The sequence below is a fragment of the Streptomyces sp. NPDC045431 genome (assembly GCF_040646655.1).
GTDB lineage: Bacteria > Actinomycetota > Actinomycetes > Streptomycetales > Streptomycetaceae > Streptomyces.
This window is the reverse complement of sequence record NZ_JBEZAQ010000005.1, coordinates 104,754-117,864: the sequence shown is the minus strand read 5'-3', so window position 1 is coordinate 117,864 and position 13,111 is coordinate 104,754. Positions and strand designations below refer to the sequence as shown.

At 72.5% G+C, this 13,111-nt stretch carries 13 protein-coding genes and 1 pseudogene; 12 read left to right on the top strand and 2 right to left on the bottom strand.

The features are described 5' to 3' along the window. The first annotated feature begins 11 nt into the window (after window positions 1–11). The 3 genes from AB0A69_RS14205 (at window position 12) to AB0A69_RS14195 (ending at window position 2,546) form a co-directional block, all read left to right on the top strand. A complete protein-coding gene (locus AB0A69_RS14205; protein WP_361420146.1) occupies window positions 12–779 on the top strand; it encodes an SDR family NAD(P)-dependent oxidoreductase in 768 nt (255 codons plus the stop codon). After that, a complete protein-coding gene (locus AB0A69_RS14200) occupies window positions 758–1,852 on the top strand; it encodes a low specificity L-threonine aldolase (RefSeq protein WP_361420143.1) in 1,095 nt (364 codons plus the stop codon). The genes AB0A69_RS14205 and AB0A69_RS14200 overlap by 22 nt, the downstream gene beginning before the upstream one ends. A 94-nt stretch (window positions 1,853–1,946) precedes the next feature. Beyond that, on the top strand, window positions 1,947–2,546 hold the full coding sequence (locus AB0A69_RS14195; protein ID WP_361420140.1) for a transglutaminase family protein: 600 nt from the start codon (window positions 1,947–1,949) through the stop codon (window positions 2,544–2,546). 42 nt (window positions 2,547–2,588) lie between these two features. On the opposite strand, the gene AB0A69_RS14190 is transcribed toward AB0A69_RS14195, so the two are convergent. After that, window positions 2,589–3,311, bottom strand: a complete 723-nt coding sequence (locus AB0A69_RS14190) for a lysophospholipid acyltransferase family protein (RefSeq protein ID WP_361420137.1) — start codon at window positions 3,309–3,311, stop codon at window positions 2,589–2,591. A 264-nt stretch (window positions 3,312–3,575) separates the two neighbouring features. On the opposite strand from AB0A69_RS14190, the gene AB0A69_RS14185 reads away from it, so the two are divergent. From AB0A69_RS14185 to AB0A69_RS14155, 7 genes are all read left to right on the top strand, one after another. Then, window positions 3,576–3,896 (top strand): thioredoxin family protein, encoded by a 321-nt coding sequence (locus tag AB0A69_RS14185; RefSeq protein ID WP_361420787.1) that lies wholly within the window; start codon window positions 3,576–3,578, stop codon window positions 3,894–3,896. 79 nt (window positions 3,897–3,975) lie between these two features. Next, the gene (locus tag AB0A69_RS14180; protein WP_361420134.1) at window positions 3,976–4,506 is read left to right on the top strand and encodes a flavin reductase family protein; all 531 of its coding nucleotides are present in this window, start codon (window positions 3,976–3,978) and stop codon (window positions 4,504–4,506) included. 202 nt (window positions 4,507–4,708) lie between these two features. Beyond that, window positions 4,709–5,494, top strand: a complete 786-nt coding sequence (locus AB0A69_RS14175; protein WP_361420131.1) for an electron transfer flavoprotein subunit beta/FixA family protein — start codon at window positions 4,709–4,711, stop codon at window positions 5,492–5,494. A gap of 60 nt (window positions 5,495–5,554) precedes the next feature. Next, complete coding sequence (locus AB0A69_RS14170) at window positions 5,555–6,517, top strand: electron transfer flavoprotein subunit alpha/FixB family protein (protein ID WP_361420129.1); 963 nt, start codon at window positions 5,555–5,557, stop codon at window positions 6,515–6,517. Window positions 6,518–6,705: 188 nt separating this feature from the next. Then, a complete protein-coding gene (locus tag AB0A69_RS14165; RefSeq protein WP_361420127.1) occupies window positions 6,706–8,001 on the top strand; it encodes an aldolase/citrate lyase family protein in 1,296 nt (431 codons plus the stop codon). Between the two features lie 78 nt (window positions 8,002–8,079). Beyond that, window positions 8,080–9,825 (top strand): serine/threonine-protein kinase, encoded by a 1,746-nt coding sequence (locus AB0A69_RS14160; RefSeq protein WP_361420125.1) that lies wholly within the window; start codon window positions 8,080–8,082, stop codon window positions 9,823–9,825. A 156-nt stretch (window positions 9,826–9,981) separates the two neighbouring features. Beyond that, window positions 9,982–10,188, top strand: a complete 207-nt coding sequence (locus AB0A69_RS14155; protein WP_361420123.1) for a DUF6011 domain-containing protein — start codon at window positions 9,982–9,984, stop codon at window positions 10,186–10,188. Window positions 10,189–10,294: 106 nt separating this feature from the next. Here the strand turns inward: AB0A69_RS14155 and AB0A69_RS14150 are convergent, their stop codons facing one another. Next, window positions 10,295–11,329, bottom strand: a complete 1,035-nt coding sequence (locus tag AB0A69_RS14150; RefSeq protein ID WP_361420120.1) for a LacI family DNA-binding transcriptional regulator — start codon at window positions 11,327–11,329, stop codon at window positions 10,295–10,297. Between the two features lie 317 nt (window positions 11,330–11,646). Here AB0A69_RS14150 and AB0A69_RS14145 point away from each other — a divergent pair, with 317 nt between their 5' ends. Next, on the top strand, window positions 11,647–12,618 hold the full coding sequence (locus tag AB0A69_RS14145; protein WP_361420117.1) for an ROK family protein: 972 nt from the start codon (window positions 11,647–11,649) through the stop codon (window positions 12,616–12,618). A gap of 172 nt (window positions 12,619–12,790) precedes the next feature. Beyond that, window positions 12,791–13,111: pseudogene (locus AB0A69_RS14140) on the top strand (hypothetical protein); the annotation flags it as partial.

Genomic DNA, 13,111 nt, shown 5'->3' with positions numbered 1-13,111 from the left:
AGGCGACGCCCATGAGCAGCAACGGCAACGGGAACGGCAACGGAGCGCTCGAAGGCGCGGTCATCGCGGTGGCCGGAGCGGCGGGCCCGGCCGGCCGCGCCACCCTGCTGCGGCTGGCGGCGGCGGGCGCGACGGTCGTCGGCGCCGACTACGACCCGGAGCGCCTCGCCGAGGCGGTCGACGCCGCCCGGTACATGCACGGCGGAGCCACCGTCACCGGCGACATCGTCGACCTCCTCGACCTGAACGCCACGCGCGAGTGGGCCGACAAGACCGAGAAGGAGTTCGGCCGCATCGACGGCCTGGTCCACCTCGTCGGCGGCTGGCGCGGCAGCGCCTCCTTCCCGGAGACGAACCTCGCCGACTGGGAGCTGCTGGAGAAGCTGCTGATCCGCACCGTCCAGCACACCTCGCTCGCCTTCCACGACGGGCTGCTGCGCAGCGACCGCGGCCGCTACCTCCTGGTCAGCGCCGCCGGAGCGACCAAGCCGACCGCGGGCAACGCCGCGTACGGCGCCGCCAAGGCGGCGGCCGAGGCGTGGACCCTCGCCCTCGGCGACGCCTTCCGCAAGGCGGGGGGCGAGGCGGGGCCCAAGGCGGCGGCTGCCATCCTGGTGATCAAGGCACTGGTGCACGACGCCATGCGCGCCGAGCGCCCGAATGCGAAGTTCGCGGGCTTCACGGACGCCAAGGACCTGGCCGACGCCATCGCCGGCGTCTGGGAGAAGCCCGCCGAGGAAGTGAATGGACAGCGCCTGTGGCTGACCCCCAAGCCGTGACCCCCGCCGCCGTCAGGACCGACGCCCGGCGGCGCCACGACCCGACCGTACGCGGCTTCGCCAGCGACAACTACGCCGGCGCCCACCCGGAGGTCCTCGCGGCGCTCGCCCTCGCCAACGAAGGCCACCAGGTCTCGTACGGGGAGGACGTCTACACCGAGCACCTCCAGCGGATCATGCACAGCCACTTCGGCCCGACCGCCGAGACGTACCCCGTCTTCAACGGCACCGGCGCCAACGTCACGGCCCTCCAGGCGCTCACCGACCGCTGGGGCGCGGTCATCTGCGCCGAGTCCGCGCACATCAACGTGGACGAGGGCGGGGCGCCGGAGCGCATGGCCGGGCTGAAGCTGCTGACCGTCCCGACCCCGGACGGCAAGCTGACGCCGGAGCTCATCGACCGGCAGGCGTTCGGCTGGGAGGACGAGCACCGCGCCATGCCGCAGGCCGTCTCGATCACCCAGAACACGGAGCTCGGCACCGTCTACACGGTCGACGAGATCCGCGCGATCGTCGAGCACGCCCACGGCCTCGGCATGAAGGTCCACCTCGACGGCGCCCGGATAGCCAACGCGGCCGCCTCGCTGGACGTCCCCATGCGGGCGTTCACCAACGCGGTCGGCGTGGACGTCGTGACCTTCGGCGGCACCAAGAACGGCATGCTCATGGGCGAGGCGGTGGTCGTCCTCAACCCGGACGCGGCCCGCCACATGAAGCACCTGCGCAAGATGTCGATGCAGCTGGCCTCCAAGATGCGGTTCCTGTCGGTGCAGTTCGAGGCGCTGCTCGCCAAGGACCTGTGGCTGCGCAACGCCCGGCACGCCAACGCGATGGCTCAGCGCCTCGCGGAGGGCGTGCGCGCGGTGGACGGCGTCGAGATCCTGTACCCGGTGCAGGCCAACGCGGTCTTCGCGCGGCTGCCGCACGAGGTCACCCGACGGCTCCAGGAGCGCTTCCGCTTCTACTTCTGGGACGAGTCGGCGGGCGACGTCCGCTGGATGTGCTCCTTCGACACGACCGAGGACGACATCGACACCTTCGTCCTGGCGCTGAAGGAAGAGATGGCACGCTGAGGCGCTTCCCAGCGACCTTCGATGCAGTGCATGAATATGCGACCGGCCGGAAATTCATTGACTTCCGGCCGGTCGCTTCCTTAGGTTTGGGGATATGGAGCTGATTCAGCACACCCCGGAACTCTCCGCGTATCTCGCGGCCGATGAGGCAATCGACCACGAGCACTCGCTGGTACGGGGTATCGCGGCGCGACTCACCGTAGAGCACGTCGACGCATATTCATACGCCAAAGCCGCCTTCGCATACGTCCGTGACACCATCGGGCACTCCGCCGACGTCGACGACCCGCGCGTCCCGTGGCGCGCCTCCGACGTGCTCGAACTGCGCGTCGGCATCTGCTACGCCAAGTCCCACGCGCTCGCCGCGCTGCTGCGCGCCCGCTCCATCCCCACCGCCCTGTGCTACCAGCGGCTCACCGAAGACGACGGCACCGATCCGGTGCTGCACGGCCTGGTGGCCGTCCGGCTGCCGGGCCGGGGCGCCTGGGCCCGGCAGGACGCCCGGGGCAACAAGCCGGGGGTCGACGCCCGGTTCAGCCTGGACCGCGAACAGCTGGCCTTCCCCGTACGCCCGGAGCTCGGCGAGATCGACTACCCGGTGCTGTACGCGGCACCGCACCCGGTCGTCCTGAGCGCCCTGCGGGCCGCCCGCGACCGTGCGTACCTGTGGAAGACGCTTCCGACGGAGCTCTGAGCGCCGCGGCGCCCGGCCGGCCCGGCGCGCTGCCGCCGCGGTTCAGCTGGCCTCGCGCACCTCGGCCGGCGTCGGAGCCGTACCGCCGAGGTGGGCCGGGACCCACCAGGTGTCGCTCGCGTCCTTCGGCCGCACCGGGTACGCGCGCTGAGCCGCCTCCAGCAGCTCCTGCACCCGCTCGCGCAGCCGCCGCGTGATCGCGCCCGCGTACTGGTCGGTGGGCGCCTCCACCGGCTCGCCGACCCGGATCGTCACCGGGATGTGGCTGCGCTTGAAGTTGCGCGGCCGGCCCTTGGTCCACAGCCGCTGGGTGCCCCACAGCGCCATCGGGATCAGCGGCACACCCGCCTCCTGGGCCAGGCGCGCCGCGCCCGACTTGAAGCTCTTGAGCGTGAACGACTGCGAGATGGTCGCCTCGGGGAACACCCCGATGATCTCGCCGGCGCGCAGCGACTCGAGCGCGTGGTGGTAGGCGGCCTCGCCCTGCTCGCGGTCGACCGGGATGTGCTTCATGCCGCGCATCAGCGGCCCGGAGATCTTGTGCCGGAACACCGCGTCCTTGGCCATGAAGCGCACCAGGCGCTTCTGCGGCAGTGCTGCGAGACCCGAGAAGATGAAGTCCAGGTAGCTGATGTGGTTGCTGACCAGCACCGCCCCGCCGCTGCGCGGGATGTTCTCCGAACCCTGAGTGTCGATCTTCAGGTCGAGCGCCTTGAACATCGTGAGAGCGGCGCCGATGACCGGCCGATAGACGAGTTCTGCCACAGGAGAAGACCCTTCTTCGTCGATGCCTGGGGAGGTTCTCCCGGCGGAAGTTACGCAGCCGTAGGTATCCGGCATGGGGCAGATCGTGCCGCATGTCCGGCCCGCAGGCCAGTCCTGGCGCCGTCGGGAGAGGAGATTCTTGTCACGTCGTGGCCGCTCACGGGGGCTGCGGGAATCAGCCGGGGCCCCGTCGGCGCTGCACGGGACGGCGACGTCGGACGAGGTGAGGGAGCGGTGACGAAGGACGTGGAGGGTGTGGAGGACGTGGCGGACGCGGGCGGCGTGCTGGGGCCCGGGCAACTGGGGCAGGCCCTCGGGGAGAGGGCCACCCTCGTGCAGTTCTCCAGCGCCTTCTGCCAGCCGTGCCGCGCCACCCGGCGGATCCTCGCCGACGTGGCGGACATGGTCGAGGGCGTGGTCCACGTCGAGATCGACGCCGAGGAGCACCTCGGGCTCGTGCGCGCCCTGGGCATCGCCAGGACCCCCACCGTGCTGGTGCTGGACCGGGCGGGCCGGATCGTCCGCAGGGCGGCCGGCCAGCCGCGCAGGGCCGACGTCATCGCGGCCCTCGGGCACGCCGTGTGACCGGCCGTGATGCATCTCGCACCTACTTCGCGGAGTCTCCCTTGACCGCACCCGCCGCGCATCGAAAGGCTGGCGTCCCATGACGGCCCCGTCCGAACTCGACGTTCCCTTCCGGCAGCAGCACGCCACCCCCGACCTCCTCCGCTCCGTCTTCCGGCGGCACGCCGCGGGTGTCGCCGTCATCACGGCGCACGGCACCACGGCCCACGGCGAGCGGCCCGTCGGCTTCACCGCGACCTCCCTCACCTCCGTCGCCGCCGAGCCCCCGCTGATCTCGTTCGGCGTGGGCACCTCGTCCTCCAGCTGGCCGGTGCTGGCGGAGGCCGAGCACATCGGCGTGCACATACTCGGCGAGCACCAGAGCGAGCTGGCCGCCACCTTCGCGCGGAGCGGCGCCGACCGCTTCGCCCCGCCGACCCGCTGGTACCCCGGCCCCGAGGGCGTACCCCTGTTGGACGGCGTACTGGCCTGGCTGGTGTGCCGCGTCGTGGCCCGCGTCCCGGCGGGCGACCACCGCATCGTCGTGGCCCAGGCGGTGGCCGGCGACCCGGACGGCGCCGGGCGGCCGCTGCTCTACCACCAGGGGCGGTTCAGCGGCCTGCGGGACTGAGGGATCCTGGACGTACACCCCGGTTACTCAGCGTTGGCAAGGTCACAGTTCAAAGCGCTTGCTTACTGGGAAAGCACTGGGTGTACTGACGAGTAATATTTCGTCCGGGGCGGCCGCCGCCCCGAGCGGAAACCGTCCCATCAGGCGCCTATGCTGCGTGCAACAAGGCAGCCCAGTTATGACGATGTGTAGGAGAGCCGGCGTGAGCTTGAGGATCGTTGTCTGTGTGAAGTACGTGCCCGACGCCACCGGCGACCGGCACTTCGCCGATGACCTGACCGTCGACCGCGACGACGTCGACGGCCTGCTGTCGGAGCTGGACGAGTACGCGGTCGAGCAGGCGCTGCAGATCGCCGACGAGGCGGACGACGCGGAGATCACCGTGCTCACGGTCGGCCCCGAGGACGCCAAGGACGCGCTGCGCAAGGCGCTGTCCATGGGTGCCGACAAGGCCGTCCACGTCGAGGACGACGACATCCACGGCTCGGACGTCATGGCCACCTCGCTGGTGCTCGCCAAGGCCATCGAGAAGACCGGCTACGACCTGGTCATCTGCGGCATGGCGTCGACCGACGGCACCATGGGTGTCCTGCCGGCGATCCTCGCCGAGCGCCTGGGCGTCCCGCAGGTCACCCTGCTCTCCGAGGTCTCGGTCGAGGACGGCACCGTCAAGGGCCGCCGTGACGGCGACACCGCGTCCGAGCAGCTGGAGGCGGCGCTGCCGGCCGTCGTGTCCGTGACGGACCAGTCGGGCGAGGCCCGCTACCCGTCCTTCAAGGGCATCATGGCCGCCAAGAAGAAGCCGGTGGAGTCCCTGGACCTGGAGGACCTGGAGCTCGACTCCGACGAGGTCGGCCTCGAGGGCTCCTGGACCAAGGTCGACTCGGCGGCGGAGCGTCCGGCCCGCACGGCCGGCACGGTCGTCAAGGACGAGGGCGAGGGCGGCAAGCAGCTGGCCGAGTTCCTCGCGAGCCAGAAGTTCATCTAGGGCTCGCGCGAGCCACTCACCCGCCCCCAGACTCTTCGCATCGCAGGAGATTGAAGTCCCATGGCTGAAGTTCTCGTCTACGTCGACCACGTGGACGGCGCCGTCCGCAAGCCCACGCTGGAGCTGCTGACCCTCGCCCGCCGCATCGGCGAGCCCGTCGCCGTCGCCCTCGGCTCCGGTGCCGAGGCCACCGCCGCCACGCTCGCCGAGCACGGCGCGGTCAAGGTCCTGACCGCCGACGCGCCCGAGTTCGCCGACTACCTCGTCGTGCCGAAGGTGGACGCGCTGCAGTCGGCGTACGAGGCCGTATCGCCCGCCGCCGTGCTCGTCCCGTCCTCCGCCGAGGGCAAGGAGGTCGCGGCCCGCCTCGCGGTCCGCATCGGCTCCGGCATCATCACCGACGCCGTCGACCTCGAGGCCGGCGACGAGGGCCCGGTGGCCACGCAGTCCGCGTTCGCCGCCTCCTTCACCACCAAGTCCCGTGTCTCCAAGGGCACCCCGGTCATCACGGTCAAGCCGAACTCGGCCGCCGTGGAGGCCGCCCCGGCCGCGGGCGCCGTCGAGGCCCTCGCCGTCTCCTTCTCGGAGAAGGCCACCGGCACCAAGGTCGTCTCCCGCACCCCGCGCGAGTCGACCGGCCGCCCCGAGCTGACCGAGGCCGCGATCGTGGTCTCCGGCGGCCGCGGCGTCAACGGCGCCGAGAACTTCTCGATCATCGAGGAGCTCGCCGACTCGCTCGGTGCCGCCGTCGGCGCCTCGCGTGCCGCCGTCGACGCCGGCTGGTACCCGCACACCAACCAGGTCGGCCAGACCGGCAAGTCGGTCTCGCCGCAGCTGTACATCGCGGCGGGTATCTCCGGTGCGATCCAGCACCGCGCGGGCATGCAGACCTCGAAGACCATCGTGGCCATCAACAAGGACGCCGAGGCCCCGATCTTCGACCTGGTCGACTACGGCGTGGTCGGCGACCTCTTCGAGGTCGTCCCGCAGCTGACCGAAGAGGTCAAGTCCCGCAAGGGCTGATCCCTCGGATCGTTCGGCAGACGCGTACAGGCGCGTGCAGACGCGTGCAGACGTGGCCCGGGGCCGCGCGGTGACCTCACCGCGCGGCCCCGGCCCGTTGGAGGGACCATTGACGCAGGTCACGGACACCCATTAACTTCACCATACGGATTGTTGTTTCCGTGTAGTGGAAAGTGGAGGGTGTGGGAATGGGTCAGGGTCAGCAGGAGAAGGTGGCGACGAGCCTCGCCGGAGCGGTCAGCGAGGGCATCAGCGCCTCCCTCGTCTCGGTCGACGAGGAGCTCGCCCGCCGCTACCCGGGCGACCCCGGCACCCGCCAGCCCGTCCACACGGTGTACGTACCGGGTGAGGTCTTCGACGCGGGCACCATCCGCTCCTGGGGCGACCAGGCCCTCGCCATGCTCGACGAGCACGCCCCCGACGCCGCCTCCCTCGCCGCCGTCCTCGGCCTCTCCGACGAGCTCGCCGACGACGTCCACGCGCGCGTACGGGCCAAGCTGGAGCGCGAGCCCATCGAAGACCTGCGCGTCGACTTCGAGGACGGCTACGGGGGCAAGGACGAGGACGCCGACGCCGCCCGCGCCGCCCGCCTGATCTCGGAGGCGTACGCGCAGGGCACCGCCGCGCCGTACATGGGCATCCGCATGAAGTGCATGGAGGCCGCCGTACGCGACCGCGGCATCCGCACCACCGACGTCTTCCTCACCGGTCTCATGGAGCGCGGCGGCCTGCCCGAGGGCCTCGCCCTCACCCTCCCCAAGGTCACCTACGCCGAGCAGGTCAGCGCCTTCGTCCGGCTCGTGGAGGCCTTCGAGAAGGCCCACGGCCTCGACGCCGGACGCCTCGGCTTCGAGATCCAGATCGAGACCAGCCAGGCCATCCTCGCCGCCGACGGCACCGCCACCGTCGCCCGCATGATCGACGCCGCCGAGGGCCGTGCCACCGGCCTCCACTACGGCACCTTCGACTACAGCGCCTGTCTCGGCGTCTCCGCCGCCTACCAGGCCAGCGACCACCCGGCCGCCGACCACGCCAAGGCGATCATGCAGGTCGCCGCCGCCGGCACCGGCGTACGCGTCTCCGACGGCTCCACCAACGTCCTCCCGGTCGGCCCCACCGAGAAGGTCCACGACGCCTGGCGCCTCCACTACGGCCTCACCCGCCGCGCCCTGGCCCGCGCCTACTACCAGGGCTGGGACATGCACCCGGGCCACCTTCCGACCCGCTACGCCGCCGTCTTCGCCTTCTACCGCGAGGGCTTCGAGCAGGCCGCCAAGCGCCTGGCCGCGTACGCCAACCACGCCGGCGGCGACGTCATGGACGAGCCCGCCACCGCCAAGGCCCTCAGCTCCTACCTGCTGCGCGGCATCGACTGCGGCGCCCTCGACACCGACGAGGTCGCCCGACTCACCGGGCTCTCCCGCGCCGACCTGGACGGCTTCGCCGCTCCGCGGCGCGGGGATCTGACGGCCACGGCGCACTAGGCGCCGGGGCTGTCACCGCCGGCCCGTACTCTGTACGCGTATTCGGACGGGAATCGCGACACAGGGGACGGGCCAGCGGTGTCTTCGGGGGAGAACGAATTGATCGCCGGGCGCTACCGGGTCATCCGGCAGCTCGGCCGCGGCGGCATGGGCGTCGTCTGGCGCGCGCTCGACGAGGTGCTGGGCCGCGAAGTGGCCCTCAAGGAGCTTCGTACGTACACGGACTCCTCGGGGCACGAGCTCGCCGACCTGCGGCTGCGGATGCAGCGCGAGGCCCGGGCCGCCGCGCGCGTACGCCACCCCGGGGTGATCGCCGTCCACGACGTGGCCGACCACGAGGGCCGGCCCGTCATCGTCATGGAACTGGTCGACGGGCCCTCCCTGGACGACGTGCTCGCCGAGCGCGGCGTCATGGACCCGCGTGAGGCCGCCTCGATCGGGGCCCGCGTCATGGAGGCGCTCGGCGCCGCCCACGCCGTCGGCGTGCTGCACCGCGACGTCAAGCCGGGAAACGTCCTGCTGGACCGCACCGGCCGCGTCGTCCTGACCGACTTCGGCATCGCCGCCATGGACGACCCCGGCGACGGCTCCACCGCCCACCTCACGCGCAGCGGCGAGATCGTCGGCTCGCTCGACTACCTGGCCCCCGAGCGCGCCCAGGGCCACGAGCCGGGGCCCCCCTCCGACATCTGGGCGCTCGGCGCCACCCTGTACGCGGCAGTCGAGGGCTCCTCGCCCTTCCGCCGTACGTCGACGTGGTCGACGCTCAGCGCGATCGTCGCGGAGCCGCTGCCCGAGCCCCAGCGCGCGGGGGCCCTCGGCCCCGTACTGCGACTGCTCATGGACAAGGACCCCGCGCGGCGCCCGGACGCGGCGACGGCGGCACGGCTCCTCGCGGAGGTGGGGGAGGGGCGGGCGCCGCGGACGGTGCCCCCGTCGGCGTACGTGCCCACCGAGCTGAACGCCGTGCCGCACCGGCCGCAGGGCTTCGGCCCGCCGCCCGCGGCGGGCCCGGGTCCGGTGCCTCCGGTGTCGGCGGCGGGTGCGGTACCGGGGCCGGGGCCTGGGCCGATACCGGGGCCGTCGGCCGCTCCGACGGCCGTTCCGGTGGCCGGGCGGGCGGAGCGTGCGGCGGCGCGTCGCAAGAGCCGCGGCAGGCTCCTCGTCGCCGTGGCGACCGCGGCCGTCCTGCTGGCGGGCGGAGGCGTGACGTACGTCCTCATGGAGCGCGACCAGCCGGCGGGTGGGCAGGCGCTCGTGGGCGGTCAGGCCGATCCCACGTCCGGTACGCGCGACCCCGGTCGCGCGCTCGGCCAGGGCGCCGGGGCGTCACCCTCCGCCGCCGCGACACCGGGCGACGACGCCGAGCCGTCGGAGTCCGCCGCCACGCCGGTGTCCGGCACCCCGTCCGGGAAGGCGCCCGACGCCTCCCCGTCGCCCGCGCCGACGCGCAAGCCGCCCACGCGCGGCACGGGCGGGGGTACGGACACGGGCGGGGGCGGTGGGGCGGACCCCGCGCCGTCCTCCGCGCCCGCCCCCGCACCCGTGTGCCACTCCATCGGCGGCGGCAAGTACAACTGCCAGGTGTGGGCCAGGGCGAAGTCGTACCGCGCCGACGGCAGCGAGGCGGGTGTCCTCAACGCCGGCACCAACTATTTCTTCTGCCAGTCGAACCTCGGCCGCCGCGAGACCCACGGCGAGTGGACCAACGTGTGGTGGGCCAAGACGGACGACGACAGCGGCAACGCCGGCGTGTGGGTGAGCGACGTCTACATCCAGGGCGGTGACAACGACGCGCCGGTGCCCGGCCTGCCGGTGTGCTGACCAGCCGTCGGCCGAGCGGTACGGGAAGCTCGTTGCCGCTGCCGACGAGGGTGCGACTCACGAGGAGTCGAGGAGTACGGGCAGAGCCCCGCGCGGCGAGGGGGGAGCGGCTACGGCCGTTCCCCCCGGTCGGCAACAGGCTGCACACTCGACTCCATGGCCCCTCACCACACACCCCGGCAGCCCACCCTCGTCGACGACCCCGCAACCGGCTACCGACACCGCTACTGCCGACGCTGCGGCCGTGAACTCACCACACCGGCCTCCCGCCTGAACGGCTACGGCGCCGCCTGCGACCCCAACCGCCGACCACCCGCCCCGCCCGAGCACACCGTCGACCAGGACCCGCTCCCCGGAACGTGACCGTGGCCCCCCGCCGAAACGCGCGAAAGGGGGCCACTCCGCCGCCACGGAGCTCCCGTACGTCCCTCACCGCGCGGCGACCCTGGCGGCGAGCGGTCGGCTCCCGTCAGGACGACGGTGGCGCGATCTCGCCCGAGCCGCGCGGGATCAGCGTCGTCTCCAGCACCACTCGCGCCGGGGCGTCGTCCGCGCCGTCCAGCCGCCGGAAGAGCCGCTCCGCCGCCGTGCGGCCCAGCGCCGCCGCGTCCTGCGCGATGACGGTGATGCCCAGCAGGTCGGCGAGCTCGATGTCGTCGAAACCGACCAGCGCGACCGGGTGCGGGCGCCCGGCCAGCTCCCGTACCACCGTCACCGTCACGCGGTTGTTGCCCGCGAACAGCGCCGTCACCGGCTCGGGCCCGGCCAGCATCGCGGCGACCGCGCCCCGCACGCGCTCCGGTTCGGTCGAACCGAGCGAGACCCATGAGTCGTCCACCGCCAGCCCCGCGTCCTCCATCGCCGCCCGGTAGCCGCGCAGCCGCTCCACGGCGGTGTGGATGCGCGGCTGGTCGCCGATGAAACCGATCCGGCGGTGCCCGTGCGCGATCAGGTGCGCCACGCCCGCGCGGGCGCCGCCGAAGCTGTCGGAGAGCACCACGTCGGCGTCGATGCGCCCGGCCGGGCGGTCCACGAAGACGGTGGCGACACCGGCCCTGATCTCCGGCTCCAGGTACCGGTGGTCGGTACCGGCCGGGATCACGATCAGCCCGTCCACGCGGCGCGCGCAGAGCGCCAGCGCCAATTCCTGCTCCCGGTCCGGGTCCTCCGCACTGGAGCCGTTGATCAGGAGAGCCCCGTGGGCGCGGGCGACCTCCTCGACGGCACGGCTGAGCGGCCCGTAGAACGGGTCCGCGAGGTCCTCCAGGACCAGCCCGATGGAGGCGGTGCGGCCCTTGCGCAGCACCCGCGCGCTGTCGTTGCGGCGGAAGCCGAGCGCCTCGATGGCCTCCTGGACGCGGCGTTCGGTGTCGGGGGTGACGCCCGGCTCGCCGTTCACCACGCGGGAGACGGTCTTGAGTCCGACACCCGCGCGGGCGGCCACGTCCTTCATGGTGGGCCGGGTGCCGTAGCGGTGGTCGGGGCGGCGGGCGGTCTGGGCCACAGTGCGCTTCCTGCTTCCTGTCGTCATCGTCGGAAAGTCGGAGGGTCGGAGTCGAGTCGGAGTCGGGGTCGGGGTCTAGGCGTCGGGGGTCGGATGTGATGGTCCGACGGTCGGAGGGTCGGGTGAGACGAGTGTTCGGATAGTGAGATGGACGGGTGTATCAGCCTGTTGGCGTCGAGCATAGGCCCTGGACAACGTTGTCAACGCTGGCCTACTGAGGCAGACTCTTCTTGAACAAGGTCTGTATTCGCAGGTACTCGCGGGTACGCGTAGGTACGCGCCGGTAACTGACAGCTCTCACGGGGGACCACACACCGATGCACTCGGACATCACCGCCGCGCTCGACATCGGAGGCACCAAGATCGCCGGTGCCCTGGTGGACGGCGACGGCGGGATTCTCGTACGGGCCCAGCGGCCGACCCCGGCGCGTGAGGACGGCGAGACGGTGATGCGCGCCGTCGAGGCGGTCCTGGCCCAGCTCGCCGCCTCGCCGCTGTGGGCCGCCGTCACGGCGGTCGGCATCGGCAGCGCGGGTCCGGTCGACGCCTCCGCCGGTACGGTCAGCCCCGTCAACGTTCCCGGCTGGCGCGACTACCCCCTCGTCGAGCGGGTGCGCCGGGCGACCGGCGGCCTGCCCGTCCAACTCGTCGGGGACGGTGTGGCGATGACCGCGGCCGAGCACTGGCAGGGAGCCGCCCGCGGCCACGACAACGCGCTCTGCATGGTGGTCTCCACCGGCGTCGGCGGCGGACTCGTCCTGGGCGGCCGGCTCCACGCGGGCCCCACCGGGAACGCCGGCCACATCGGCCACATCAGCGTCGAGTTGGACGGGGACCCGTGCCCGTGCGGGTCGCGCGGCTGCGTCGAACGGATCGCCAGCGGCCCCAACATCGCCCGCCGGGCCCTCGGCAACGGCTGGCGGCCCGGCCCCGACGGCGACGCCACGGCCGCCGCGGTGGCCGCCGCCGCGCGCGCCGGGGACCCGATCGCCGTCGCGTCCTTCGAGCGCGCCGCCCAGGCCCTCGCCGCGGGGATAGCCGCCACCGCGACGCTCGTCGAAATCGAGGTCGCGGTGATCGGCGGGGGAGTGGCGGGCGCCGGCGAGGTCCTGTTCGCGCCGCTGCGGCGGGCCCTGGGCGACTACGCCACCCTCTCCTTCGTACGCCGCCTGACGGTGGCCCCGGCACTCACGGGCACCGACGCGGGGCTGCTGGGCGCGGCCGCGGCGGCCGCGCCCCCGCACCGGTCTGACGGGGCGACGGCCGCACCGGTTTCCCTCAGCGGCTGAGGCGCCCGGCGGACGCCGGGCTGGGAGGTCTGTTCACCCAGATACCCGCCCAGGTGGTGCGCAGCGGTCTGTCGATTGACGGTGTTGGTGTCGCGCTACGGATCCATAAGCCGACACAAGTCGACTGACGTGGTCGCGATGGAAGGAAACCCTCATGCGTTCTGCTCGCATTGTGTTTGCCTCAGCCACCGTTACGGCGGCTCTCGCGATCACGGCTCCTGCTGCCTACGCCTTCAACGCCGGTGACCGGGACAAGGGCGACTCCTCGTACAGCAGCGAGCACCACGAGAAGAAGGACGAGCACGACAAGCCCCGCGGCGGCGTGCACGCGGGTGGCGGTCTGCTGGCCACCACTTCGGGTGACGACTGGGACAAGGAGCACAAGTCGTCGAAGGAGGACGACGGCTCGAAGAAGGACCACGAGAAGAAGGACGAGCAGGGCAAGCCGCGTGGTGGCGTGCACGCGGGTGGCGGTCTGCTGGCCACCACTTCG

Bases quoted from the DNA above. Each gene is read 5' to 3' on its own strand.
- AB0A69_RS14205 (WP_361420146.1), top strand. From the start codon at position 12: ATGAGCAGCAACGGCAACGGGAACGGCAACGGAGCGCTCGAAGGCGCG.
- AB0A69_RS14195 (WP_361420140.1), top strand. From the start codon at position 1,947: ATGGAGCTGATTCAGCACACCCCGGAACTCTCCGCGTATCTCGCGGCC.
- AB0A69_RS14180 (WP_361420134.1), top strand. From the start codon at position 3,976: ATGACGGCCCCGTCCGAACTCGACGTTCCCTTCCGGCAGCAGCACGCC.
- AB0A69_RS14170 (WP_361420129.1), top strand. From the start codon at position 5,555: ATGGCTGAAGTTCTCGTCTACGTCGACCACGTGGACGGCGCCGTCCGC.
- AB0A69_RS14165 (WP_361420127.1), top strand. From the start codon at position 6,706: ATGGGTCAGGGTCAGCAGGAGAAGGTGGCGACGAGCCTCGCCGGAGCG.
- AB0A69_RS14155 (WP_361420123.1), top strand. From the start codon at position 9,982: ATGGCCCCTCACCACACACCCCGGCAGCCCACCCTCGTCGACGACCCC.
- AB0A69_RS14145 (WP_361420117.1), top strand. From the start codon at position 11,647: ATGCACTCGGACATCACCGCCGCGCTCGACATCGGAGGCACCAAGATC.